Raw genomic sequence first — 23555 nt, 5'->3', positions numbered from 1 at the left:
TGTATCTACAATACTTGCATATGCAACACCAAGGAGGCGGCATGGATACCGCAGTCAAGGTACAGGAGCCATCGTTCATTTCTTCCACCGACTGGGACGCGCACAAGGCCCGGGTCATGGATCGCATGCTGGCCGGCGGCGGCCGGCCCGGCGTGGCCGCGCCCGCCCAGGTTCAGGGCAGGAGCGGCCTGGAGCTGATGCAGGCCATGCTGGCCGGCGAGCTGCCCTATCCGCCTATCGCCGACACGCTGGATTTCGCGCTGATCGAGGTCGCCCACAGCAAGGCCGTGTTCCAGGGCACGCCCCAGCGCAGGCACTACAACCCCATGGGCACCGTGCATGGCGGCTGGTTCGCCACGCTGCTGGATTCGGCCCTGGGCTGTGCCGTGCACACCACGCTGCCCGCAGGCATGGCCTACACCACGGCGGAGCTGGGCGTGAACATCGTGCGCGCGGCCCGCGAGGACACCGGTCCCCTGCGCGCCATAGGCCAGGTGGTGCACAGCGGCCGGCAGATGGCCACGGCCGAGGCCCGCATCGTGGGCTCCGACGGCAAGCTCTACGCCCACGCCACCACCACCTGCCTGGTGTTTGCAGCCCGGGCCTGAGGCAACACCCGGGAAAATCCCGTCGAAACGGCGGCTGACGCTTATCTATAAAGCGCCAGCCGCTATTTTTTTCGAATATTCAACCTTGCATCACTGGTGCAGCAGTTTCAGGAAATGCTGGGCCGGGTGGCTCAGCGGCCGGTCGCGCCGCACCAGGCTGCCATAGGCCTCGAGCGTCCGCCCGAAGCGGTAGGGAAGAATCTGCAGCAGGCCGTGGGCCTGGTTGTCCCGCGCCACGGTCTGCGGAATGACGGCCAGCATGTCGGAATGCCGCACCAGGTTCATCGAGGTCAGGATGGAGCCGGTCTCGATCACATCGCGCGGCAGCGGCTGGCGGTGGGCATGGAACTCCTGATCGATCAGCGCGCGCATGGGACTGCCGCGCGGCTGCATCACCCAGCCGTAGTCCAGCAGCTGGGCAAACAACAGCGGCTCGGCCCGCGCCAGCGGATGGTCGTTTCCGGCCACGATGCACAGCGCCTCGTCGTCGATGGCGCGGAACTCGTATTCGTCGCCGTCCTCGCCGGTCAGCCGGCCCACCACCACTTCCAGCACGCCCTCGCGCAGCTGGGACAGCAGCCGGTCGCTGGTGTCCACAGCCACCTCCATGGACAGCATGGGCCACTGCGCGCGCAGGGCCAGCAGCGCCCGGGTGAGCCGGCCCGGCGAGGCCGCCATGATGCTGCCCACGGCCAGGCGCCCGGCGCTGCCGCGGCGCAGTTCCACCAGTTCGCGGTTGAGCGCTTCCATGCCGCCGCGAAAGTTCTGGAAATAGCGGGTCACCCGCTCGCCCGCCGCATTGAGCTTGAGGCCGCGGCCCACGCGCTCGAACAGCGGCAGGCCCAGCGCATCCTCCAGGTCATGCAGCATCTTGGTCGCCGCCGGCTGGGTCAGTCCCAGCCCGGCTGCCGCCCCGCGCAAGGTGCCCTGCTCGTCGATGGCCAGGATCAGCGCCACCTGCCGCATGCGCAGGCGGTTGAGCAGCTGGGGCGTGCTGTCCTGCCGGTCTATGGAGCCCATGCCGTCCTCTCCAAATGATTCCTTTGGGTTATCAAAATATCATGATATTTCAATATACACATATCAATAGCCTCCCTAGGATGGCAGCCACAACAACGATTCCAGGAGACATTCCCCATGCTGCGACGCACCCTGCTGGCTGGCGCTGCCCTCTGTTCATTGCTGCCCCGACTGGGGCAGGCCCAGGCCCCTGCGGCTGACTGGCCCACGCGCCCCGTGCGCCTGCTGGTGGGCTCGGCTCCCGGCGGCGGCACCGATGCCATGGCCCGCGCCGTGGCCGACCGGCTGGGACCGCTGCTCAAGCAGCCGGTGATCGTCGAAAACCGCCCTGGCGTCTCCAACACGCTGGCCGTGGACATGACGGCCAAGGCCACGGACGGCCACACCATGGTCATGGGCGTGGTCACGGCCCATGCCATCGCGCCGCATCTGCTCAAGCTCGGCTACGACAACAACAGGGACCTGGTGCCCGTGGCCTTTGTGGGCTCCGTGCCCAATGTGCTGGTCGTCAGCAACAGCGTGCCCGCCAAGACCGTGCAGGAACTCGTGGCCCTGGCCAGGAAGGAGCCCGGCCGCATCAACTACGCCAGCAGCGGCACCGGCAGCACCCAGCACATCGCGGCCGAGATGTTCAAGGACGCGGCCGGCATCCAGATCACCCATGTGCCCTACAAGGGCAGCGCCACGGCGCTGGTGGACCTGGTCAGCGGCCAGGTGCAGATGAGCTTCGACACCATGCCCTCGGTGCTGGGCCAGATCAAGAGCGGCAAGCTGCGGCCGCTGGCCGTCACCTCCGCCCAGCGCAACCCGCAGCTGCCCCAGGTGCCGACCATGGCGGAAGCCGGGCTGCCCACCGTGGAAATCGGCGCCTGGTACGGCATCTACATGCCTGCCACCACCCCCAAGGCCGTGCAGCAGAAGGTGCATGACGAGGTCAACAAGGTCATCGCCATGCCGGAAACCAAAACCCGCCTGGAAGCCGTGGGCGCCGAGCTGCGCCCCATGCCCCAGGCCGATTTCGAGGCCTTCCACATGGCCGAGTACCAGCGCTTTGGCGAAATCATCCGCAAGAACCACATCAAGATCGATTGAGCCATGGCTGCATCCACCACACCCGTTGTCGCCCTGACCCTGGGCGATCCTTCCGGCATCGGCTCCGAACTGATCGCGCGCCTGCTGGCCAGGCCCGAGGCTGTGCAGCAGGCCAATCTGGTGCTCATCGGCGATCCCTGGCTGTGGGAGCAGGGCCAGCGCATCGCAGGCGTGCAGGTGGCCACCGCCCCCCTGGCCGATCTGGCTGCCGTGCGCGGCCGCAGCGATACGCGGCTGCCGGCCTTTGTCGCCGTCGACACCGTCGCCCCGGCGGACGTGGTGCAGGGCCAGGTAGGCGCGGCCGGCGGCCGCTCGGTGCTGCAGGTGCTCAACCGGTGCATGGATGCCGCCCTGGCCGGCGAGATCGATGCCATCTGCTTTGCACCGCTGAACAAACAGGCCATGAAGATGGGCGGCCTGCGCCATGAGGACGAGCTGCACCACTTCGCCGAGTACCTGGGCGTGACCGGTTACTTCTGCGAATTCAACACGCTGGGCAATCTGTGGACCTCGCGCATCTCCTCGCATGTGCCGCTCAAAGACGTGGCCCGCTACCTGAGCCGGGAGCGCATCACCCAGGCCGGCGAGCTGATCTACCACGCACTGCGCGCCAGCGGCATCGCCAGCCCGAAGGTGGCGATCGCCGGCTTCAATCCGCACAACGGCGACGGCGGCACCTGCGGCCGCGAGGAGATCGACATCATCGAGCCCGCCGTGCAGGCCCTGCGCGCGCGCCCATGGCCCACGCCCGACCCCTTCCACGGCCCGTTCCCGGCCGACACCATCTTTCTGAAGGCCCAGGCCGGCGATTACCAGGCCATCGTCACCATGTACCACGACCAGGGCCAGATCGCCATCAAGCTGCTGGGCTTCTCGCGCGGCGTCACGGTGCAGGGCGGCCTGCCGATTCCCATCACCACGCCGGCCCATGGCACGGCCTACGACATCGCCGGCCAGGGCAAGGCCAGCGTGGAAGCCACCTGGCAGGCCCTGCTGATCGCCTGCCGCATGGGTAGCGCCCATCTCACCAGCCAGGCAGCCGCAGCCGCCTGAACCATTTTCCGGGCGGCCCAGACCGCCTCTCTTTTCACTTTTTTCTACCGAGGTCTTTATGAAGATCAAGTCCGTCCGCGCCCGCGTCTACGAATGGAAGGGCAAGACCGTTCCGCCACAGGGCAATTTCTGCTCCAACGCCATGGACCTCGTCTACTCCAAGACCGAGACCATGAGCACCTTCCGCTTCCACTCGTGGACGGTGGTGGAGATCGAGACCGACGACGGCATCGTCGGCCTGGGCAACGTGGCGCTGGCGCCCAAGATCGCCAAGGCAATCATCGACGAGTACCTGGCGCCGCTGGTCATCGGCCAGGACCCGTGGGACTACGAATACCTGTGGCAGCGCATGTACCGCAGCACCCACGCCTGGGGCCGCAAGGGCGTGACCATGGCCGCCATCTCGGCCGTGGACCTGGCGATCTGGGACATCCTGGGCAAGAGCGTGAACAAGCCCGTGTTCAAGCTGCTGGGCGGCCGCACCAAGGAAAAGATCCCCTGCTACTACAGCAAGCTCTACCGCACCGACATCCGGGAGATGCAGGACGAGGCGCAGAAATTCCTCGACCAGGGCTTCACCATGTTCAAGTCGCGCTTCGGCTACGGCCCGGCGCACGGCACCCAGGGCGTGAAGGAGAACCTCAAGGCCGTCGAGGCGCTGCGCGAGGTGATCGGCTATGACAACGACCTGATGCTCGAGTGCTACATGGGCTGGAACCTGGAGTACGCCAAGCGCATGCTGCCCAAGCTGGAGAAGTTCCAGCCACGCTGGGTCGAGGAGCCGGTGATCGCCGACGACATCGACGGCTATGCCGAGCTGAACCAGCTCACCAGCATCCCGATCTCGGGCGGCGAGCACGAGTTCAGCCTCTACGGCTTCAAGCAGCTGCTGGAGCGCAAGGCCGTCAGCGTGGTGCAGTACGACACCAACCGCGTCGGCGGCATCACCGCGGCGCACAAGATCAACGCGCTGTGCGAGAGCTACAGCGTGCCCGTGGTGCCGCACGCCGGCCAGATGCACAACTACCACCTGACCATGAGCTCCATGGCCTCGCCGATGAGCGAGTACTTCCCGATGTTCGACGTCGAGGTGGGCAACGAGCTGTTCTATTACATCTTCGACGGCGAGCCGGTGGCCGAGAACGGCTTCCTGCAGCTCGACGACAACGTTCCCGGCCTGGGCCTGACGCTCAAGACCGAGTTCCTCGACCAGTTCAACATCATCGAGTGAGGCCCGCCATGCCTGGACTCTCCAACCCGCGCTTTCGCGGCATCTTCCCGGTCGTGCCCACCACCTTTCACGAGGATGGCACGCTGGACCTGGCCAGCCAGAAGCGCTGCCTGGATTTCATGATCGACTCGGGCGTCGACGGCCTGTGCATCCTGGCCAACTTCTCCGAGCAGTTCCTGGTCTCGGACGAGGAGCGCGAGATCCTCACCCGCACGGCGCTGGAGCACGTGGCCGGCCGCGTGCCGGTGATCGTGACCACTACGCACACCAGTACCAAGGTCTGCGCCGAGCGCAGCCGCCGCGCGCAGGACATGGGCGCGGCCATGGTGATGGTGATGCCGCCCTACCACGGCGCCACCTTCCGCTTCGGCGAGGCGGCCATCCAGTCGTTCTACCAGGGCGTGTCCGACGCGATAGCCATCCCCATCATGATCCAGGACGCGCCGGCCGCCGGCACGCCGCTGTCCATGCCCTTCCTGGCCAGGCTGGCGAAGGAGATCGAGCAAGTCAGCTACTTCAAGATGGAAACCGCCGGCGCGGCCGGCAAGCTGCGCGAGCTGATCGCGCTGGGCGGCGAGGCCATCGAAGGCCCGTGGGACGGCGAGGAAGCCATCACCCTGCTGGCCGACCTGGAGGCCGGCGCGACCGGCGCGATGACCGGCGGCGGCTTTGCCGACGGCATCCGCCCCATCATCGAGGCGCACCGCGCGGGCGACAAGGACCGGGCCTTTGCCGAGTACCAGCGCTGGCTGCCGCTCATCAACCACGAGAACCGCCAGGCTGGCTTCCTGGCCGCCAAGGCGCTGATGAAGGCAGGCGGCGTGATCGCCTGCGACGCACCGCGCGCCCCCTGGCCGCCCATGCACCCCGAGGTGCGCCGCCAGCTGCTGGACATCGCGCGCCGGCTCGATCCGCTGGTGCTGCGCTGGGGGCGTTGAAACGCCAGGACATCCGGCCGCCTGTGCGGATCAGCGCATTTCCATCTCCACGGCTTGCTGCGACAGGCCCCGGCCAAGCACGAAAACCTCGTAGCGGGCCTGCTCGCCCTCCTCGCTCCAGGTCTCGGGGCCGACAACCTGCATATTGCCATGCAGGTTCGCCCCTTCGCGCAGCACGCTTGCATCGGTCTGCTCGGCCTGCACAAAGCTGCCGTCGCCAGTGCGCAGGGCCACGCGGCCCGAAGAGGGTTTGAATGCGATCACAGCGCCTCGATCCTGCATGGGCTCACTCCTGCTCTACCTGGCAGCCAGTCCAGGCAGGCACGGTAGCCGCCACGCGCCCCGTGGAATCCGCCAAAGCCATCCATGCATGGAACAATGGCAGAGCTCCACGGAGCAGCCCGGCGCAAAACTCCGGTAGCCTTGGGCAGTCCCTACATTCCCACTACCTGTTCCCCATGCTTTTTCTCTTGTTCAAACTCCTGCATCTGCTGGCCGTCATCATCTGGGTGGGCGGCATGTTTTTCGCCCACTTCTTTCTGCGCCCTGCCGCCCAGGAGCTGCAGCCTGCCGAGCGCGTGACGCTGATGCACGGCGTGCTCAAGCGCTTTTTTGCCATGGTGCTGGTGCTGGTCGTCGTGGTGCTGGCCTCGGGCGTGGGGATGATAGGCAGCATCCATGCGATGGCCGCGCAGGCGGGCTCCAAGTTCTCCATGCCGGCATCTTGGATCGTCATGAGCGTTCTGGGTCTGGCGATGATGGCCGTGTTCGGCCATATCCGCTTCGCACTGTTCAAGCGCCTGGACAAGGCCGTGCAGGCCAGGGACTGGCCGGCCGGTGGCAAGGCCTTGGTCGGCATCCGCCAGTGGGTGAGCTTCAACCTGGCGCTGGGCCTGGTGATCGTGGTGATGCTGCGCCTGCCGCTGTAAACCGCCGCCACCGTCCTGCACCCGCCCGGCCTTCGCAAGAAAGCCGGGCTTTTTGCTGCCTGGATTTCAAGACATATCGGCTTCCACCCCAAAACCATAAAGCGCTAGCGGCTACATTTTCAAGAGCAATCCACCGAAGGAACCCTGCACGCAGCAATATTTTTGTCGCGCACCGCAGCCATGGCTGTGCAATTGGTCAATAATTGCCTCCGCAATCATTGACCAGACAATTATTGCCATAGCAAAAGCACCATGAGCCGCAGCACCATCATCGATTACGCAGACGAATCCACGCACTTCTACCAGGCCGGCGAATACTCGCCCCAGCAGAGCGTGGGCTTTCTCATGCGCCGCGTCATCAGCTCCATCCTGCAGGCGGCCGATGCACAGCTGGCCGACCAGGGCCTGACCTATGTGCAGTGGCTGCCGCTGTACAAGCTGCTGCTGTGCCAGGAAAACACGACCAATGCCACGCTGGCCAAGGACCTGGGCATGGATCCCGCCTCGGTCACGCGCGCGCTGGACCGCATCGAAGCCAAGGGCCTGCTGCGCCGCGAGCGCTCCACCACCGACCGCCGCGTGGTGCACCTGGTGCTGACCGAGGAAGGCCGCCGCGTGGCGGTGGAAGTGCCCAGGGTCCTGTCCAAGGTTCTCAACGGCCATCTGGCCGGCTTCAGCCACCAGGAATGCGAGCTTCTACTGTCCATGCTGCAGCGCATGCTGGTCAACGGCGATACCCTGCGCGAGACGCTGGCCGCACCGCCGCCCGCCGACGAGGGGCCGCCCGGCACATGAGCTGCCTCGCAGCCGCCTGAACACAGGCCATCACCGCCTTTCCGTCCAAAAACCCTCACATAACTAGACAGCAGGCACCTGACATGCCCATTTTTCAACGCTCTTCCATCACTGCGGCGGCAGCGCTTTGCGCCGCCCTGGTCCTGGCCGGCTGCGCCTCGCAGGGACCGGCCCATGCACCGCTGGCCCAGCTCGGCGCCGGCGACCTGGGCCTGGCGCCCGCAGAGGCCGGCGCCAGCGACAGCAGCGCCACCGACCTTCTGGCCCTGGCCACACCCGAATGGTGGAAAGGCCTGGGCGATCCGCAACTGGACCAGCTGATCGCGCAGGCCTTGCAGGGCAGCCCCAGCCTTGCGGCCAGCAATGCCCGCTTCGAGAAAGCTGCCGCGCTGGCCACGGCCAGCAGCACGGCCACCGACATCCACGGCACGCTGAGTGCCGACGCCACGCGCCAGCGCTACAGCGCCAACGGCCTGGTGCCGCCGCCCGTGGCCGGCCATGTCTACAACAGCAGCAATCTCCAGGCCGGCCTGTCCTGGTCGCCCGATTTCTTCGGCAAGCACTCGGCCGACCTCGAAGCCGCCCTGGGCCAGGCCCGCGCCGCCAGGGCCGACAGCGCCGCGGCCGCCAACCAGCTTGCGGCCCAGGTGGCGCGCAGCTACATCGCCCTGGCCCGGCTGATCGCCCAGCGCGAGGTGGCCGAGCGCACGCTGGCCCAGCGCCAGGCCCTGCTCGCCTTAAGCCAGCAGCGCACCCAGGCGGGCCTGGACAGCCAGGTCGAACTGACCCAGGCCCAAGCCGGCCTACCCGATGCCGGCACGCAGATCGAGATGCTGGACGAGCAGATCACGCTGGCGCGCCGCACCATCGCCGTGCTCTGCGCCCAGGCACCCGACGCCCAGCAGGCGCTGGCACCACGCCTTTCGGCCCTGTCCGTGCAGGCGGTGCCGGACACGCTGGGGGCCAACCTGCTGGGCCGCCGCCCCGACGTGGTGGCTGCCCGCTGGCGCGTGGAAGCCGCGAGCCGCGGCATCGACAGCGCCAGGGCCGACTTCTACCCGGACGTAAACCTCACGGCCTTTGTCGGCCTGTCGGCCCTGGGCTTCGACAACCTGTTCAAGGGCAGCTCGCGTCAGCTCGGCGTCACGCCCGCGCTGCGCCTGCCCATCTTCGAAGGCAAGCGCCTGCGTGCCCAGTTGCGCGGCAGGCAGGCCGACCTGGATGCGGCCATCGCCCAATACAACGGCACCGTGCTCGATGCGGTCAAGCAGGCGGGCGACGCGATTGCCTCGGTGCAGTCGCTTGAGCGCCAGCAAAAGCTGCAGGCCGATTCGCTGGCCAAGGCCGAGCGCAGCTACGACTTTGCCGTGCAGCGCTACCGGGCAGGCCTGGGTTCGCAGATCACCGTGCTCAACAGCGAAAGCCAGCTGATCAACCAGCGCCGCCTAGCCGTGGACCTGCAGGCGCGCGAGCTCGATACGCGCGTGGCGCTGATGGCCGCCCTGGGCGGCGGCTGGCAGGACGACACCGCCAGCGTGCAGGCCCGCGACCAGTAAGCCTGCAGCCCCTTTTGCGTTTGCACACCAGATTGACGAAAACAGAGCGCCCAAAATCATGACCGACAACACCAAGCCTCAAAACGCCCCTGCCGCCGCACCTGCCGCACCCACGGCCCCTGCCGCAGCCTCTCCCACCGCCAACCCCAGCGGCCGCCGCAAGGGCCTGACCATCGTGGCCGCCGCCGTGGCCGTGGCCGCCATTGCCTGGGGCGGCTGGCACTGGATGGTGGCGCGCAATTACCAGAGCACCGACAACGCCTATGTGGCCGGCAACGTGGTGCAGATCACGCCGCAGGTGGGCGGCACGGTGACCCGCATCGGTGCCGACGATACCGACTACGTCAAGGCCGGCCAGGTGCTGGTGCAGCTGGACCCCGCCGACTACCTGGTGTCGCTGGCCCAGGCCGAGTCGCAGCTGGCCCAGACCGCGCGCCAGACCCGTACCCTGTATGCCAACAACGCGCCGCTGGCCGCCCAGGTGGCCCAGCGCGAAGCCGACCTGCTGCGCCTGAAGGCCGATGCCGCCAAGGCCGCCGACGATGTGGAACGCCGCCGCCCGCTGACCGTCACCGGCGCCGTGGGCAAGGAAGAGTTCGACCATGCCAGGGCCGTGGCCACGGCGGCCGGCAATGCCGTGGTGGCCGCCGAAGCCGCGGTGCGTGCCGCCAAGGCCCAGCTGACGGCCGCCGAAGCCCAGACCAAGGGCACGACGGCACAGGACTTCCCGGCCGTGATGGCCGCCGCCGCCAAGGTGCGCGAAGCCTATCTGGCGCTGCAGCGCACGCGCCTGGTCTCGCCCGTGGACGGTTATGTGGCCAAGCGCGGCGTGCAGCTGGGCCAGCGCGTGGCCGCGGGCTCGCCCCTGATGACCGTGGTGGACTTGCATGACCTATGGGTCGATGCCAACTTCAAGGAAAGCCAGCTGGCCAATCTGCGCATCGGCCAGAAGGCCGAGCTGACGGCCGACGTCTACGGCGACAAGGCCACCTACGAAGGCAAGGTCGTGGGCCTGGGCGCCGGCACCGGCGCGGCCTTCTCGCTGCTGCCCGCGCAGAACGCCACCGGCAACTGGATCAAGGTGGTGCAGCGCGTGCCCGTGCGCATCAGCCTCTCGCCCGAAGCCTTGGCCAAGCACCCGCTGCGCGTGGGCCTGTCCATGGACGTGAAGGTGGACATCCGCGACCAGGAAGGCGGCGCCCTGGCCCATGCGCCGCGCACCGCGCCCGTGGCGCAGACCACGGTGTATGACGGCACGCTGAGCCAGGCCGAGGACCGCATCCAGCGCATCATCGCCGGCGAGACCGTGCCGGCCCTGACCACACTGGACGCCGTCACCGCGCCCCCGGCCTCCCCGGCTGCCACCCCTGCGGCCGCCGGCCAGCAGGCCAAGTAAGCGAAGCCGTTCCCAGACTGCGGATTTGCCATGACATCCTCCACTTCTGCCACCGCGGCCGAAGGCGGCATGGCCGGCTCCGGCGCCGGCCAGCCCCCTTCCCCGCCGCCATCGCCGCCGGCCGCCGTGCCGCCGCGCCCCGCCCCGCTCAAGGGCGGCCAGCTGGCCCTGGGCACGCTGGCCCTGTCGCTGGCCACCTTCATGAACGTGCTGGACTCGTCCATCGCCAACGTGGCCATTCCGGCCATCTCGGGCGACGTGGGCGTGAGCCCCAGCCAGGGCACCTGGGTCATCACCAGCTTCGGCGTGGCCAATGCCATCTCCGTGCCGCTCACGGGCTGGCTCACGCAGCGCTTTGGCGCCGTGCGCCTGTTCACCATGAGCGTGCTGCTGTTCGTGCTGACCTCCTGGCTGTGCGGCTTTGCTTCCTCGCTGGAGCTGCTGGTGCTGTTCCGCGTGCTGCAGGGCCTGGTCGCCGGACCCATGATTCCGCTGTCGCAGACGCTGCTGCTGTCCAGCTACCCGCCGGCCAAGGCCGGCGTGGCCCTGTCGCTGTGGGGCATGACCACGCTGGTGGCGCCCGTCGTCGGGCCGCTGCTGGGCGGCTGGATCACCGACAACATCTCGTGGCCGTGGATTTTCTACATCAACGTGCCCGTGGGCCTGCTGTCGGCGCTGATGACCTGGAGCATCTACCGCAGCCGCGAAACGCCGACGCGCAAGCTGCCCATCGATTCCATGGGACTGGCCCTGCTGGTGCTATGGGTCGGTGCGCTGCAGCTCATGCTGGACAAGGGCAAGGAGCTGGACTGGTTCGCCTCGGGCGAGATCATCACCCTGGCGATTCTGGCCGTCGTCAGCTTTGCGGTCTTCGTGGTCTGGGAGCTGACCGATGCCCACCCCGTGGTGGAGCTGCGCCTGTTCATGCGGCGCAACTTCGCGGCCGGCACGGTGGCGCTGTCCATTGCCTACGGCCTGTTCTTCGGCAACGTGGTGCTGCTGCCGCTGTGGCTGCAGCAGTGGCTGGGCTATACCTCCACCACGGCCGGCATGGCGCTGGCGCCCGTGGGCATTCTGGCCATCGTGCTCACGCCGCTGGTAGGCCGCAAGGTCGGCAGCTGGGACCCGCGCAAGATGGCCACGGGCGCCTTCATCGTGTTCGCGCTGGTGCTGTGGATGCGCTCGCAGTTCACGATCGAGACGGACTTCCGCCACATCCTGATCCCCACGCTGATCCAGGGCGCGGCCATGGCCTTCTTCTTCATCCCGCTGACCACGATCACCCTGTCCGGCCTCACGCCCGAGCGCATTCCGGCCGCCGCGGGCCTGTCCAACTTCGTGCGGATCACGGCGGGCGCCATGGGCACTTCCATCGCCACCACGCTGTGGGACAACCGCGCGGCCATGCACCATGCCCACCTGGCCGAGCTCATGGTGCAGGGCCAGGGCGCGTTCGCGCAGACCGTGCAGCAGCTGCAGGCCCGCGGCATGTCGGCCGAGCAGGCCTATGCCCAGATCAACCGACTGATCGACCAGCAGGCCTACACGCGCGCCGCGGACGACATCTTCCTGGCCTCGTCCATCCTGTTCCTGGTGCTGATCGTGCTGATCTGGCTCACCAAACGCCCGGCCCCGCATGCCGGCGGAGGCGCCGAGGCGGCCGGCGCGCACTGACGCACAGCACCACCCCGTAGCCTGCTCACTCGGGGTTTGCACAAAAACAGCTGCCGGCGCCCATTCCACCAGCGCCGGCAGCTATTTTTTGCGAGTCCCCACGCGGGCCATGCGCCAGCGCCGGATGCATGCTTCAAGCCCCGGCCGCATTGCCTACAATGGCACGCTTTCCGATCTCCTGCGAGGTACGACTCCCATGCGCCTGTAATGCCGCCGTCGCTTGACGGCCACCTCCCTCCGCCCTGTTGCACAGGGGATGTATGGCATTCATGGATCGGGTCTATGACAGAACCTCGCTTGACGCTGCATGGCGTCTCCTTTGCGCTGCCCGACGGCAGCGCGCTCTTTACCGGGCTTTCCGATAGTTTTGGCGCCACGCGCACCGCCCTGGTCGGCCGCAACGGCGCAGGCAAAAGCGTGCTGGCGCGAATCCTGGCGGGCGAGCTGACCCCGAGCACGGGCCGCTGCGAACGCCTGGGTACGCTGCACTTCGTGGCGCAGCAGGCCGCGCTGCCCCGGCCGGGCCAGACCGTGGCCGGGCTGGCCGGTCTCGAAGGCCCGCTGCAGGCGCTGCGCAACATAGAAAACGGCAGCTGCGCAGCCGAGGACTTCGAGCTGCTGGCCGAGCGCTGGGACCTGCGCGAGCGCCTGCAGGCCGCGCTGCAGCAGCATGGCCTGCCGCCGCTCCCGCCGGAGACACCGGCCAGCCAGCTCAGCTGCGGCCAGGCCATGCGCGTGGCGCTGATCGGCGCCCAGTTGGCCGATGCCGACTTTCTCCTGCTCGACGAACCCGGCAACCATCTGGACCAGGCAGGCCGGCAGGCACTCGCGCAATTCATTGCCCGCTGGCCGCGCGGACTGCTGCTGATCAGCCACGACCGCGCGCTGCTGCGGTGCATGGAACGCATCGTGGAGCTCACCCCGCACGGGCTGCACAGCTACGGCGGCAACTACGATTTCTACCTGCAGGCGCGCCGGCAATCGCTGCAGGCCGCGCAGGCCCGGCTCGAGCAGCGCAAGCTCGAGCGCACCCGCCAGGAACATGCCATGCGCGTGCAGCAGGAGCGCCAGCAGCGCAAAAGCGCGCGCGGCGACAAGGCCGGCCAGCAGGCCAACCAGGCCCGGATCCTGCTGGACCGGCAAAAGCAGCGGGCGCAGGACTCGGCCGGCAAGCTAGCACAGCAGCATGCGGCGGCCCGGCAGGCACTGGATCGGCACGTTCGGCAGGCCTGGCAGCAGATGGACGCGCCGCCGTCCATCCATCTGCACCTGCCTTCGCAGGCGGTCCAGACGCCACGCATCGTGGCCGAACTGCGAGAGGTGCGGCTGCCGCATCTGCAGGCAACAGAGCCGGCGCCCATCGACTGGCGGCTGCAGGCCGGCCAACGCATTGCCGTGACAGGGCCCAACGGCTGCGGCAAATCCACGCTGCTGCAGGTACTGGCGGGCACGCTGCCGCCCCTGCAAGGCCAATGCCTGCGCCATGCACCGCATGCGTTCCTGGACCAGCGCCTGCAGCTGCTGCGGCCCGAATGCACCGTGCTGGAACTGCTGCAGGCCGCCAGCCCCGCCACCGACGAGGCCGAGCAGCGCATGCGCCTGGCGCAGCTGGGCCTGTCGGCGCCGCAGCTGGCCACGCCCAGCCCCAGGCTCAGCGGCGGCGAACGCCTCAAGGCAGCCCTGGCCTGCACGCTCTATGCCGATGAACCGGCGGCACTGCTGTTGCTGGACGAGCCCGACAACCATCTGGATCTGGCCTCGATCGAGGCGCTGGAACAGATGCTGGGCCAATACCGGGGAACGCTGGTCCTCGTCTCGCATGACGAGGAACTGCTGCAGCGCCTGCAGCTCACGCACCGCCTGGAAGCGGCGGACAAGGGCTGGCAGCTGCGCGAAGCCTGAACCCGGCTGCCCGCCAGAACAGGGATGAAATCGGCCTTCAGCGCTTGCTGTACTTGCGCCAGGCGCTCATTTTTTGATAGAGATGGGCAATCTCATGCCATGCCGGCCTGCTTGTCCAGGCGCCGCAAGAAGACCTGCAGCTCCTTGACCACCTGGGCATCGCCCCTGGCCTGGGCGCAGGCCAGGCCCTGCTGCCATGCCCGGCGCGCGGCCGCGGTGTCGCCCAGCGCGAGCTCGGCCTTGCCCAGCAGCTTCCAGGCCACCGAATAGGCGGGGTCCAGCGCCGTCGCCTGCTGCAGGTGGGCGCGGGCCACCTCGGCCTGTCCGTCGTCGGCATAGGCCTTGCCCAGCGTGCAGCGCAGCAGCGCGCTGTCCTTGCCGGCAGCCAGCAGATTTTCCAGATTGCGGACCATGGGATTCATATGCGCTTGCTCCTGATGCAGCCAGTGTCTCATTCCATGCAGCCGCCGCAATGGCCGCCCTTGCAATACGGCCTCTTGCACAGGGACTCTTGCAGCCGCGCCTGCAGCCCCAAACTGTGCACAATGACCCCATCACGGCGCCCGACCTTGTTCAAGAAGCCCAGCCTCTCCATGCCTATTGCCGACTACGCGGACTCGCCCCAGTTTGCGGGCGGGCGCTTTCGCAACACCCATCCGCGTCCAGCCAACAGCCCCGCGCCCGATGCCAGGACGCTCTGGAACTTCTTCTTCAACAAGCCGCCCGATACCGAGCCAGGCCAGGCACTGCCCGTGCTGCCGCTGAACGCTGCCGCGCTGGAGGCCGCGCCCGAACGCAGCCTGTACCGCCTGGGCCATTCCACCCTGCTGATGAAGCTGCGCGGCGGCTGGTGGCTGACGGACCCGGTATTCTCGGAGCGCGCCTCGCCGCTGCCGTTTGCGGGCCCCAAGCGCTTTCATGCGCCGCCCATTGCACTGGATGAACTGCCGCCGCTGCGCGGCGTGCTGCTCTCGCACGACCATTACGACCACCTGGACCGCGCCACCATCCGTGCGCTGGCGCCCAAGGTGGGCATCTTTCTGTGCACGCTGGGCGTGGGCGACCGGCTGGCGGCCTGGGGGGTGCCAGCCGACAGGATCGTGCAGCACGACTGGTGGCAGGGCAGCGAAGTGGACGGACTGCGCTTCACGGCCACACCGGCCCAGCATTTCTCGGGCCGCGGCCTGCGCGACGGCAACCGCACGCTGTGGGCCTCGTGGGTGATCGAGGACCTGCAGGGCGAGCGGCCGCTGCGCGTGTTCTTCAGCGGCGACGGCGGCTATTTCGACGGCTTTGCCGAAATCGGCCGGCGCTTCGGCCCTTTCGACCTCACGCTCATGGAGACCGGCGCCTACGATCCGCACTGGCCCTATGTGCACATGCACCCGGCCCAGACCATTCAGGCCCACCAGGACCTGGGCGGCCGGTGGCTGCTGCCCATACACAACGGAACCTTCAACCTGGCCATGCATGCCTGGTGGGACCCGTTCGAGCAGATCCTGGGCCTGGGCCGCCAGCACGGCATTGCCATCGCCACGCCCATGATGGGCGAACGCCTGGACCTCGATGCCCCCCATGCGGGCACGCCCTGGTGGCGCGCCTGTGTGCAGGCCGGCAACGCGACGCAGCCCATGCGCCACGCGCAATCCTGAGGACAGCAGCGGCATGGCCGAGAATGCCGCAATGCACATTTCGCGTTTTCCACGCCCTGCCGCGGCCTGCGCCGCAGTACTGGGCGCACTGCTGCTTGCCGCCTGTACCACGCCGCCGGTCAGCGGCTCGGCCGGCTCCGCTGCGGCACCGCAGCCTGCAGCCGCAAGCGAGCCTGCCGCGGCTGCGGCATCCGCGCCATCATCGCGCGCCGCACCTTCCCGGTGGCCGGCCTGGCTTCATGAAGATTGCACGCCCGCAAGCCAGATGGACGTGGGTCCGCAGGCCCGCTACCGCCGGCCGCCGGTCATTCACGCCAGCTGGTTTCCCGACGGCCTGCGCACGCATGTGGTCTTCCGGCTGGAGGTCACGCCCCAGGGCAAGCTGGGACGGCTGGCCTATCTGCCTGCCGATACCGACCCGCGCATCGTGACGGCCATCATGCAGTCGCTCCAGCGCTGGAAGTTCAGGCCCGGCATGCGCCAGGGACGGCCGGTCACGGCCTGCTTCGAGCAGCCCTATGATCTGGTATTTCCAGCCAAAACAGGCGCAAGCGCTGATGCACCAAGCGCCGGCAGCTATCAAAACTGAAACACCGGATACCCCCTGGAGGGACGCCGCCCTTCAAGGGCACAGCTGCGCACGCATGCCGTGCACGGCATCGCGCAGAAATGCCCAGGTCGCCGCGATGCGCGGAATCTGGCGCGACTCCACGGGCATGCTCATCCAGAAGGTGCGGGTAAAGCAGGCCTGCTCGGGCAGCACGCGGCTGAGCACCGGGTCCCTGTCGGCCAGAAAGGCCGGCAGCACGGCCAGTCCCGCGCCCGCGCGCACGGCTTCGTACTGGGCGGTGATGCTGGTGCTGCGCAGCGCAAAGCGCTCGGGCCGGTACAGCGTGTCGAGCAGCTGCAGCTCGCGCGTGAACAGCAGGTCGTCCACGTAATGCACGAAGCTGTGGTGGCGCAGGTCCTCCGTGCGCGCCACCAGCGGATGCCGCGCCAGGTATTCGCGCTGGCCGTAGAGGTAGAGCCGGTAGTCGGCCAGCTTGGTGACGACCACGGTGCCGCGCTTGGGGCGCTCCAGCGAGATCACGATATCGGCCTCGCGCCGCGACAGGTGCAGCAGGCGCGGCAGGGCCAGCAGGTCGATGCTGAGCAGCGGGTAGCGCCGCGTGAGCCGTGCCAGCTCCGGCGCCAGCAGCTGGGTGCCGAAGCCTTCGGTCGCCCCCACGCGCACCAGGCCGGCCGGGCCGTCGCTGGCCGCAGCCTGGGCCAGCGGGCTGCGCTCCAGCCCGTCCACCGCGCTTTGCATGGCATCGAACACCGTCAGCAGCTGGCGACCGGCCTCGGTCAGGCGCCACTGGCTGCCATCGCGCTCGAACAGCACCGCGCCCAGCTGTTTTTCCAGTGCCTGCACGCGGCGCGACACCGTGGTGTGCTCCACGCCCAGGCGCCGGGCGGCCGCGGCCATGCTGCCGTTGCGCGCCAGTTCGCCGAAGAAGCGCAGATGGTCCCAGTCCATGGCCCTGCCTGCAGGCCTATTCGGCCGCGGCCTTGTTCCTGCCGGCCAGCGCCTTGACGGCCTTCACGGCGGCCGTGCGCTTGCGCTCCGCGCTGCGCTCGGCCACGGCGCTGGGCGCGCGGGCGAATTCGTCGTTCTCGTGGATCAACAGCGAAATCATTTCCATGAACTGGGCCCGCTTGTCGTCAGGCAGGGGATCGAGCATGCGGCGCTGGGCGCGCAGCACCGCCGGCTCGGCTTCCTGCAGCAGCTGGCGGCCCGCATCGGTGAGCGTGAGCAGGCGCACGCGGCGGTCTGCCGGGCTGGCGTTGCGCACCATCAGGCCACGCGCTTCCAGCCGGTCGATCACGCTGCCGATGGTCGAGGTGTCGAAGCCGATGGAGCGGGCCAGCGTGCGCTGGTCTATGCCGGGCTGGCGCAGCACGGCCGACAAGGAAGCGTACTGCACGGGCGTGACGCCGAAGGCCTCCACCTCCTCCATGAACACGGCCACAGCAATCTGCTGCAGGCGCCGGATGTGGTAGCCGGGATAGTTTTCCAGTTCTGCGGGTTGGTATTGCATGTTTTTCCGAGTGGTCCCTGGCCGCCCTGCCGGCGCCGGCTTGCGGCCGGCCGCGGCCAGGAGCGGCAGCCCAGCGATGTTCTCACGTCCGGACGGGCTTGCAGAGAAAACCCGACACCTAGGGTTTACCCGATAAATTTTGAACTTAAACAAACACTACACTGATCGTCAGCACACTGTTTATTTGCTTTCGGACAAGGCGGCTGGCGGCAGACCGCGCTAGGCAGCCTCCGCCATAGGCTCCGAGAGCGCCCCGAGAAAGTGACCTGTATGACCACCAGCCCCCGTTCCTCGACTCTTCCCGTTCTGATCGCCGGCGGCGGCATCGGCGGCGTGGCGGCCGCCCTGTCCCTCGCCCGCCAGGGCTATGCCGTCAAGGTGCTGGAGCAGGCACCGCAGCTGGGCGAGATCGGCGCCGGCATCCAGCTCGGGCCCAATGCGTTTGCAGCCTTCGACGCGCTGGGCATCGGCGAACTGGCCCGGGGCCGCGCCGTCTATACCGACGAGATGGTCATGCACGATGCGCTGGACGAGCGCCTGGTGGGCCGCATCCCCACGGGCCAGGCCTTCCGTGAACGCTTCGGCAATCCCTATGCGGTCATCCACCGCGCAGACATCCACACCTCGCTGCTCGAAGGCGCCCGGGCCCTGGGCAATATCGAGACCCTGACCGGCACGCGCATCGCGCGCGTGGAGCAGGACGGCGAGACCGTCACGGTTTACGACCAGCATGGCAGGGCCCATCGGGGCCAGGCCCTGATCGGCGCCGACGGCGTGAAATCCGTGGTGCGCCAGCAATATGTGGGCGATCCGGCCCGCGTCTCGGGCCATGTGGTCTACCGCGCCGTGGTCGAGAAGAACGACTTCCCCGAGGACCTGCGCTGGAATGCGGCCAGCATCTGGGTCGGCCCCAACTACCACCTCGTGCACTACCCGCTGCGCGGCGGCGAGCAGTACAACGTGGTCGTCACCTTCCACAGCCGCGAGCAGGAGGAATGGGGCGTGCGCGAAGGCAGCCGCGAAGAGGTGCAGAGCTACTACCGCGACTGCTGCCCGCGTGCCCACCAGCTCATCGACATGCCCAAGAGCTGGAAGCGCTGGGCCACGGCCGACCGCGACCCCATAGGCCAGTGGAGCTTCGGCCGCGCCACGCTGCTGGGCGATGCCGCCCACCCCACGCTGCAGTACATCGCCCAGGGCGCCTGCATGGCGCTCGAAGACGCCGTGACGCTGGGCGAGGCCCTCAAGCGCTGCGATCACGACTGGCCCCGGGCCCTGCAGCTGTATGAGCGCTCGCGCATCGCCCGCACGGCGCGCGTGGTGCTGTCGGCGCGCGAGATGGGCCGCATCTTCCACGCCAAGGGCGTGGAGCGCCTGGTGCGCAACGACCTGTGGAAGGGCCGCACGCCCGAGCGCTTCTACGACGCCATGGAATGGCTCTACGGCTGGAAGGTCGACAAGTGCCTGGCCGAAGACTGAGAGAAGCGGCCCCCACGCAGGAACAGACAAGAAAGAAACCGAAATGAGCATGACCGAAGCCATCCCCTCTCCCGTCAAACTTTCAGCCGTGGCCGCGCCCGGCCAGCCCGAGCCCACGCCGGCGCTGGAACAGCTGTATCGCGGCTTCGAGCAGGAAATGCTGGTGCCGCTGTGGACGCAGATCGGCGACCTCATGCCCGCCCATCCCAGCAGCAAGGCCGCCGCCCACCTGTGGCGCTGGGACCACCTGCTCAAGCTGGCGGACGAAGCCGGCCGCATCGTGCCCGTGGGCCGCGGGGGCGAGCGCCGCGCCATCGCGCTGGCCAACCCGGCGCTGGGCGGCCGTCCGTTTGCCACGCCCACGCTGTGGGCCGCCATCCAGTACCTGATGCCCGGCGAGGATGCTCCCGAGCACCGCCACACCCAGCACGCCTTCCGCTTCGTGGTCGAAGGCGAAGGGGTGTGGACCGTGGTCAACGGCGACTCGGTGCGCATGTCGCGCGGCGACTTCCTGCCCCAGGGCGGCTGGAACTGGCATGCCCACCACAACGCGGCCAGCGAGCCCATGGCCTGGATCGACGGCCTGGACATTCCGTTTGCCTACTACGGCGAGTCGCAGTTCTTCGAGCACGGACGCCTGCACCTGGACCCGCACGAGCGCGCCACACCCCGGCATTCGCGCTCCGAACGCCTGTGGGCCCATCCCGGCCTGCGCCCGGTGGCCCACCTTGAAGAGGCCCCGGTCACCCCGCTGCTGGCCTACCGCTGGGTGGATACGGACAGGGCACTGAACGAGCAGCTGGCGCTGGAAGCCGAAGGCTATCCCGCCACCCTGAGCCCCGGCCACGCCGCCGTGCGCTACACCAATCCCACGAACGGCCGAGACGTGCTGCCCACCATCCGCTGCGAGATGCACCGCGTGAAAAGCGGCGCCAGCACCCGGCCCAAGCGCGAAGTGGGCTCTGCCGTGTTCCAGGTCTTCGACGGCCAGGGCACGGTCGCCGTGGGCGAGAAGCAATGGCAGGTGCGCCGCGGCGACATGTTCGTCGTGCCTTCGTGGCAGAGCTTCGCCGCCAGCTGCGATGCCGGCCAGCCGCAGCTGGACCTGTTCCGTTTTGCGGATACGCCCATCTTCGAAGCCGTACACGCCTACCGCTCCCAACTCGGTTGAACGGCTCACTCTTACCTGAAAGGAATTTCTCCATGACCCAAGCCAACTACCTCTGGGCCCCCGCCCCCGTCCCATCCCTGCCCGTGCGCGGCAGCGAGCAGCGCCTGCCCGTCAACCGCCTGTTCTTCGTGGGCCGCAACTACCACGCCCATGCCGTGGAAATGGGCCGCCCCGTGGACAAGAGCGTGGAACGCCCCTTCTACTTCACCAAGGCGCCGCAGACGCTGACGCCATCGGGCGCCACCGTGGCCTACCCGCCCGAAACGAAGAACTACCACTTCGAGATGGAACTGGTCGTGGCCATCGGCAAGCCGGGCTTTCGCATTCCGGCCGAGCAGGCGCACGAATACATCTATGGCTACGCCTGCGGCCTGGACATGACGCGCCGCGACCTGCAACTGGTGGCGCGCGACAAGGGCCGCCCCTGGGACCTGGGCAAGGACGTGGAGCAGTCCTCCATCGCCACGGAAGTGGTCCCCATGCCCGGCAAGGTCATCGAATCCGGCGCGATCGAGCTGTCGGTCAACGGCGAAATCAAGCAGCAGTCCGACGTGGACAAGCTGATCTGGAACATCCGCGAGATCATTGCCGACCTGTCCCTGTTCTATCACCTGCAGCCCGGCGACCTGATCTACACCGGCACGCCCGAAGGCGTGGGCGCCGTGCAGCCCGGCGATAAGATCACGGGCCGCGTGGAAGGCGTGGGCGAAATCGCATTGACCGTGGGTCAGCCGGAATAGGAGGCAGGCCATGAAGCTCTACAGCTTTTTCCGCAGCGGCACCTCGCACCGGTTGCGCATTGCGCTCAACCTCAAGGGCCTCACGCCCGAGTATGTCCCCGTGGACCTGCGCGTGGACGAGCAGGCCGAGGCGCCATACAAGGCCGTGAACCCGCAAGGCCTGGTGCCGGCCCTCACGCTGGACAGCGGCGAAACGCTGATCCAGTCGCCCGCCATCATCGAATGGCTGGAAGAACGCCACCCCACGCCGGCCCTTCTACCCGCAGAGCCCGAGGCCCGCGCCCACGTGCGCGCCCTGGCGGCCATCGTGGGCTGCGATGTGCATCCCATCAACAACCGCCGCATCCTGCAGACCCTGCGCCGGCAGTTCGGCGCCGACGAGGCCGCCGTCAACGCCTGGTGCGCCACCTGGATCACGGCAGGCTTCGATGCCATTGAAGCCCTGCTGGCCCAGGACAAGGCACGCGGCGACTTCTGCTGGGGCAACGCACCGACCCTGGCCGATGTCTACCTGGTTCCCCAGGTGGAAAGCGCGCGCCGCTTCGGCGTGGACCTGACCCGATGGCCGCTGATCGGCGCCGTGGACCAGGCCTGCGCCGCCCTGCCGGCCTTTGCCCGGGCCGCGCCCCTGGCCCAGCCCGACGCGGCCCGATAAGCACCGCGACCACCGGGAAAGCGGTGAACCTGCAGCGCAAGCCATGGCTTCTGGAAGGCAAGAGCCAGATGCCCTTCTTGCGCAGCAGCTGCCTGCGCCAGCTGCTATCGGAAATGCAGCAGGTGCAGGATGCAAGGAGATAACGACATGACAGCAGCGAACGTGATCGACGTTCAGCAATTCATCAACCGGCACAGGTTCTCGCGCACGCAAATCGTCACGTTGCTGCTGTGCTTTCTGATTGTTGCAGTGGATGGCTTCGACACGGCCTCCATCGGTTTCATCGCGCCGGCCATAGGCAGGCAGTGGGCACTGGATCCGGCCCATATGGCGCCCGTGTTCGGCGCCGGCATGTTCGGCCTGATGATCGGCGCCCTGTGCTTCGGCCCCGTGGCCGACCGCATAGGCCGCAAGACCACGCTGATGGTCTGCGTGGGCTTTTTCGGGCTGGCTTCGCTGGCATCGGCCTGGTCGCCCGACCTCCAGACGCTGCTGGTGCTGCGCTTCCTGACCGGGCTGGGCCTGGGCGGCGCCATGCCCAATGCCATCACCCTGAGTTCCGAATACGCGCCCGACAGGCATCGCAGCGTGCTGGTGACCACCATGTTCTGCGGCTTCACGCTGGGCTCGGCTCTGGGCGGCATTCTGGCCGCCTATATCGTGGCGCACTGGGGCTGGCACGGCGTTCTGCTGGTGGGCGGCATCGTGCCGCTGGCCATGGTGCCGCTGCTGGGCTGGCTGCTTCCGGAGTCGGTGCGCTACATGGTCGCGCGCGGCCACGGCGCCGCGAAGATCGGCCGCATCCTGCGCCGCATCGCACCTGCAGCCGACCTGAGCGGCGCCACCTACACGGTTGCCGACAAGGCGCCCCCCGGCTCGCCCGTCCGGCAGCTGTTCGATCCCAGGCTGCGCCGCGGCACGGTGATCCTGTGGGCCATGTTCTTCATGTGCATGCTCATCATCTACCTGCTGTCGAGCTGGCTGCCCACGCTGATCAAGAACACGGGCCGCAGCCTGCAGGATGCCTCACTGGTCACCGCCATGTTCCAGGTGGGCGGCACGGTGGGCGCCATCGCGCTGGGCCGCTTCATGGACCGCTTCAACCCCGCGCGCGTGCTGTCGCTGGCCTACATCGTGGGCGCTGTGTTCATCGCGCTGATCGGCCATGCCGCCGGCTCCTCCACGCCGCTGCTCGTGCTGGCCGTCTTCGTGGCCGGCTTTTGCGCCTCGGGCGGCCAGGTCGGCGGCAATGCGCTGGCAGCGGGCTTTTATCCCACGGCCAACCGCGCCACAGGCGTGGCCTGGGCACTGGGCATGGGCCGCATCGGCTCCATCCTGGGCTCCATGGCCGGCGGCTGGATGCTGACCGCGGGCCTGAGCCTCGCCACCGTGTTCGAAATCGTGGCCGTGCCCGCAGTGGTTGCCTCGGTGTGCGTGCTGTTTATGCAAAAGCGCAAGGACTGAGCCACGACAAACACCCCTCGCCTCTTGCCAAGCCCTGGCGTAGCCCCTTCATATGCCAGGTCTTTTCCCCCAGGTGACCCGCCACACCGGCAGGTCGCCGTTTGGCCCATCCGCAGTAC

23 protein-coding genes are annotated in these 23555 nt (G+C 68.0%); 18 read left to right on the top strand and 5 right to left on the bottom strand.

Annotated elements, in window-relative coordinates; all coding sequences use genetic code 11:
• The first annotated feature begins 116 nt into the window (after window positions 1–116).
• Window positions 117–608: a PaaI family thioesterase gene (locus tag V8Z74_RS03455; RefSeq protein ID WP_349708168.1), complete on the top strand. Its 492-nt coding sequence runs from the start codon at window positions 117–119 to the stop codon at window positions 606–608.
• 90 nt (window positions 609–698) lie between these two features.
• On the opposite strand, the gene V8Z74_RS03450 is transcribed toward V8Z74_RS03455, so the two are convergent.
• Window positions 699–1628 carry a LysR family transcriptional regulator gene (locus V8Z74_RS03450; protein WP_349707967.1) on the bottom strand — a complete coding sequence of 310 codons (930 nt, stop codon included), beginning with the start codon at window positions 1626–1628 and terminating at the stop codon, window positions 699–701.
• Between the two features lie 117 nt (window positions 1629–1745).
• Here V8Z74_RS03450 and V8Z74_RS03445 point away from each other — a divergent pair, with 117 nt between their 5' ends.
• From V8Z74_RS03445 to V8Z74_RS03430, 4 genes are read left to right on the top strand one after another with little or no spacing between them, the layout of a single operon-like run.
• Window positions 1746–2720, top strand: coding sequence for a Bug family tripartite tricarboxylate transporter substrate binding protein (locus V8Z74_RS03445; protein ID WP_349707966.1), 975 nt, complete (start codon window positions 1746–1748; stop codon window positions 2718–2720).
• Window positions 2721–2723: 3 nt separating this feature from the next.
• Complete coding sequence (locus tag V8Z74_RS03440; protein ID WP_349707965.1) at window positions 2724–3773, top strand: 4-hydroxythreonine-4-phosphate dehydrogenase PdxA; 1050 nt, start codon at window positions 2724–2726, stop codon at window positions 3771–3773.
• Between the two features lie 58 nt (window positions 3774–3831).
• Window positions 3832–5004, top strand: coding sequence for an L-rhamnonate dehydratase (locus V8Z74_RS03435; RefSeq protein ID WP_349707964.1), 1173 nt, complete (start codon window positions 3832–3834; stop codon window positions 5002–5004).
• A gap of 8 nt (window positions 5005–5012) precedes the next feature.
• Complete coding sequence (locus tag V8Z74_RS03430; protein ID WP_349707962.1) at window positions 5013–5942, top strand: dihydrodipicolinate synthase family protein; 930 nt, start codon at window positions 5013–5015, stop codon at window positions 5940–5942.
• A gap of 30 nt (window positions 5943–5972) precedes the next feature.
• On the opposite strand, the gene V8Z74_RS03425 is transcribed toward V8Z74_RS03430, so the two are convergent.
• Entirely contained in the window at window positions 5973–6206 is a 234-nt protein-coding gene (locus V8Z74_RS03425; protein WP_349707961.1) for a hypothetical protein, read from the bottom strand.
• A gap of 194 nt (window positions 6207–6400) precedes the next feature.
• Between V8Z74_RS03425 and V8Z74_RS03420 the strand changes: the two genes are divergently transcribed.
• The 6 genes from V8Z74_RS03420 to V8Z74_RS03395 all read left to right on the top strand — a co-directional run bounded on the left by V8Z74_RS03420 (window position 6401) and on the right by V8Z74_RS03395 (window position 14194).
• Window positions 6401–6871, top strand: coding sequence for a CopD family protein (locus V8Z74_RS03420; protein ID WP_349707960.1), 471 nt, complete (start codon window positions 6401–6403; stop codon window positions 6869–6871).
• Window positions 6872–7123: 252 nt separating this feature from the next.
• On the top strand, window positions 7124–7666 hold the full coding sequence (locus V8Z74_RS03415) for a MarR family winged helix-turn-helix transcriptional regulator (protein WP_349707959.1): 543 nt from the start codon (window positions 7124–7126) through the stop codon (window positions 7664–7666).
• An 83-nt stretch (window positions 7667–7749) separates the two neighbouring features.
• Complete coding sequence (locus V8Z74_RS03410) at window positions 7750–9222, top strand: efflux transporter outer membrane subunit (RefSeq protein WP_066469809.1); 1473 nt, start codon at window positions 7750–7752, stop codon at window positions 9220–9222.
• A gap of 58 nt (window positions 9223–9280) precedes the next feature.
• The gene (locus V8Z74_RS03405) at window positions 9281–10618 is read left to right on the top strand and encodes an HlyD family secretion protein (RefSeq protein ID WP_349707957.1); all 1338 of its coding nucleotides are present in this window, start codon (window positions 9281–9283) and stop codon (window positions 10616–10618) included.
• A 30-nt stretch (window positions 10619–10648) separates the two neighbouring features.
• On the top strand, window positions 10649–12292 hold the full coding sequence (locus V8Z74_RS03400) for a DHA2 family efflux MFS transporter permease subunit (protein WP_349707956.1): 1644 nt from the start codon (window positions 10649–10651) through the stop codon (window positions 12290–12292).
• Between the two features lie 282 nt (window positions 12293–12574).
• Window positions 12575–14194: an ABC-F family ATP-binding cassette domain-containing protein gene (locus V8Z74_RS03395; RefSeq protein WP_349707954.1), complete on the top strand. Its 1620-nt coding sequence runs from the start codon at window positions 12575–12577 to the stop codon at window positions 14192–14194.
• A gap of 92 nt (window positions 14195–14286) precedes the next feature.
• On the opposite strand, the gene V8Z74_RS03390 is transcribed toward V8Z74_RS03395, so the two are convergent.
• Entirely contained in the window at window positions 14287–14616 is a 330-nt protein-coding gene (locus V8Z74_RS03390) for a tetratricopeptide repeat protein (RefSeq protein WP_349707952.1), read from the bottom strand.
• Between the two features lie 171 nt (window positions 14617–14787).
• On the opposite strand from V8Z74_RS03390, the gene V8Z74_RS03385 reads away from it, so the two are divergent.
• Complete coding sequence (locus tag V8Z74_RS03385; protein WP_349708167.1) at window positions 14788–15846, top strand: MBL fold metallo-hydrolase; 1059 nt, start codon at window positions 14788–14790, stop codon at window positions 15844–15846.
• Window positions 15847–15877: 31 nt separating this feature from the next.
• Window positions 15878–16435 carry an energy transducer TonB gene (locus V8Z74_RS03380; protein ID WP_349707950.1) on the top strand — a complete coding sequence of 186 codons (558 nt, stop codon included), beginning with the start codon at window positions 15878–15880 and terminating at the stop codon, window positions 16433–16435.
• A 33-nt stretch (window positions 16436–16468) separates the two neighbouring features.
• Here V8Z74_RS03380 and V8Z74_RS03375 read toward each other — a convergent pair whose 3' ends face one another.
• Window positions 16469–17365: a LysR family transcriptional regulator gene (locus V8Z74_RS03375; RefSeq protein WP_349707949.1), complete on the bottom strand. Its 897-nt coding sequence runs from the start codon at window positions 17363–17365 to the stop codon at window positions 16469–16471.
• Window positions 17366–17381: 16 nt separating this feature from the next.
• The gene (locus V8Z74_RS03370; protein ID WP_349707948.1) at window positions 17382–17927 is read right to left on the bottom strand and encodes a MarR family winged helix-turn-helix transcriptional regulator; all 546 of its coding nucleotides are present in this window, start codon (window positions 17925–17927) and stop codon (window positions 17382–17384) included.
• A gap of 270 nt (window positions 17928–18197) precedes the next feature.
• On the opposite strand from V8Z74_RS03370, the gene V8Z74_RS03365 reads away from it, so the two are divergent.
• The 5 genes from V8Z74_RS03365 to V8Z74_RS03345 all read left to right on the top strand — a co-directional run bounded on the left by V8Z74_RS03365 (window position 18198) and on the right by V8Z74_RS03345 (window position 23436).
• Window positions 18198–19406 (top strand): 3-hydroxybenzoate 6-monooxygenase, encoded by a 1209-nt coding sequence (locus tag V8Z74_RS03365; protein WP_349707947.1) that lies wholly within the window; start codon window positions 18198–18200, stop codon window positions 19404–19406.
• Window positions 19407–19449: 43 nt separating this feature from the next.
• Window positions 19450–20577: a cupin domain-containing protein gene (locus tag V8Z74_RS03360; RefSeq protein WP_066469851.1), complete on the top strand. Its 1128-nt coding sequence runs from the start codon at window positions 19450–19452 to the stop codon at window positions 20575–20577.
• A gap of 32 nt (window positions 20578–20609) precedes the next feature.
• Window positions 20610–21317 (top strand): fumarylacetoacetate hydrolase family protein, encoded by a 708-nt coding sequence (locus tag V8Z74_RS03355; RefSeq protein WP_066469853.1) that lies wholly within the window; start codon window positions 20610–20612, stop codon window positions 21315–21317.
• A gap of 10 nt (window positions 21318–21327) precedes the next feature.
• Complete coding sequence (gene maiA / locus V8Z74_RS03350; protein ID WP_066469855.1) at window positions 21328–21972, top strand: maleylacetoacetate isomerase; 645 nt, start codon at window positions 21328–21330, stop codon at window positions 21970–21972.
• Between the two features lie 147 nt (window positions 21973–22119).
• Window positions 22120–23436: an MFS transporter gene (locus tag V8Z74_RS03345; protein WP_066469858.1), complete on the top strand. Its 1317-nt coding sequence runs from the start codon at window positions 22120–22122 to the stop codon at window positions 23434–23436.
• Window positions 23437–23555: the final 119 nt, after the last annotated feature.

Origin of the sequence: Comamonas sp. w2-DMI, from assembly GCF_040187735.1 — a bacterium.
Classification (GTDB): Bacteria; Pseudomonadota; Gammaproteobacteria; order Burkholderiales; family Burkholderiaceae_C; genus Comamonas; species Comamonas terrae.
The sequence above is the reverse complement of the archived record's forward strand: the minus strand, read 5'-3'. Positions and strand labels throughout refer to the sequence as shown.

Bases quoted from the DNA above. Each gene is read 5' to 3' on its own strand.
- V8Z74_RS03455 (WP_349708168.1), top strand. From the start codon at position 117: ATGGATCGCATGCTGGCCGGCGGCGGCCGGCCCGGCGTGGCCGCGCCC.
- V8Z74_RS03450 (WP_349707967.1), bottom strand. From the start codon at position 1,628: ATGGGCTCCATAGACCGGCAGGACAGCACGCCCCAGCTGCTCAACCGC.
- V8Z74_RS03445 (WP_349707966.1), top strand. From the start codon at position 1,746: ATGCTGCGACGCACCCTGCTGGCTGGCGCTGCCCTCTGTTCATTGCTG.
- V8Z74_RS03440 (WP_349707965.1), top strand. From the start codon at position 2,724: ATGGCTGCATCCACCACACCCGTTGTCGCCCTGACCCTGGGCGATCCT.
- V8Z74_RS03435 (WP_349707964.1), top strand. From the start codon at position 3,832: ATGAAGATCAAGTCCGTCCGCGCCCGCGTCTACGAATGGAAGGGCAAG.
- V8Z74_RS03430 (WP_349707962.1), top strand. From the start codon at position 5,013: ATGCCTGGACTCTCCAACCCGCGCTTTCGCGGCATCTTCCCGGTCGTG.
- V8Z74_RS03420 (WP_349707960.1), top strand. From the start codon at position 6,401: ATGCTTTTTCTCTTGTTCAAACTCCTGCATCTGCTGGCCGTCATCATC.
- V8Z74_RS03415 (WP_349707959.1), top strand. From the start codon at position 7,124: ATGAGCCGCAGCACCATCATCGATTACGCAGACGAATCCACGCACTTC.
- V8Z74_RS03410 (WP_066469809.1), top strand. From the start codon at position 7,750: ATGCCCATTTTTCAACGCTCTTCCATCACTGCGGCGGCAGCGCTTTGC.
- V8Z74_RS03405 (WP_349707957.1), top strand. From the start codon at position 9,281: ATGACCGACAACACCAAGCCTCAAAACGCCCCTGCCGCCGCACCTGCC.
- V8Z74_RS03400 (WP_349707956.1), top strand. From the start codon at position 10,649: ATGACATCCTCCACTTCTGCCACCGCGGCCGAAGGCGGCATGGCCGGC.
- V8Z74_RS03395 (WP_349707954.1), top strand. From the start codon at position 12,575: ATGACAGAACCTCGCTTGACGCTGCATGGCGTCTCCTTTGCGCTGCCC.
- V8Z74_RS03390 (WP_349707952.1), bottom strand. From the start codon at position 14,616: ATGAATCCCATGGTCCGCAATCTGGAAAATCTGCTGGCTGCCGGCAAG.
- V8Z74_RS03385 (WP_349708167.1), top strand. From the start codon at position 14,788: ATGCCTATTGCCGACTACGCGGACTCGCCCCAGTTTGCGGGCGGGCGC.
- V8Z74_RS03380 (WP_349707950.1), top strand. From the start codon at position 15,878: ATGCACATTTCGCGTTTTCCACGCCCTGCCGCGGCCTGCGCCGCAGTA.
- V8Z74_RS03375 (WP_349707949.1), bottom strand. From the start codon at position 17,365: ATGGACTGGGACCATCTGCGCTTCTTCGGCGAACTGGCGCGCAACGGC.
- V8Z74_RS03370 (WP_349707948.1), bottom strand. From the start codon at position 17,927: ATGCAATACCAACCCGCAGAACTGGAAAACTATCCCGGCTACCACATC.
- V8Z74_RS03365 (WP_349707947.1), top strand. From the start codon at position 18,198: ATGACCACCAGCCCCCGTTCCTCGACTCTTCCCGTTCTGATCGCCGGC.
- V8Z74_RS03360 (WP_066469851.1), top strand. From the start codon at position 19,450: ATGAGCATGACCGAAGCCATCCCCTCTCCCGTCAAACTTTCAGCCGTG.
- V8Z74_RS03355 (WP_066469853.1), top strand. From the start codon at position 20,610: ATGACCCAAGCCAACTACCTCTGGGCCCCCGCCCCCGTCCCATCCCTG.
- maiA (WP_066469855.1), top strand. From the start codon at position 21,328: ATGAAGCTCTACAGCTTTTTCCGCAGCGGCACCTCGCACCGGTTGCGC.
- V8Z74_RS03345 (WP_066469858.1), top strand. From the start codon at position 22,120: ATGACAGCAGCGAACGTGATCGACGTTCAGCAATTCATCAACCGGCAC.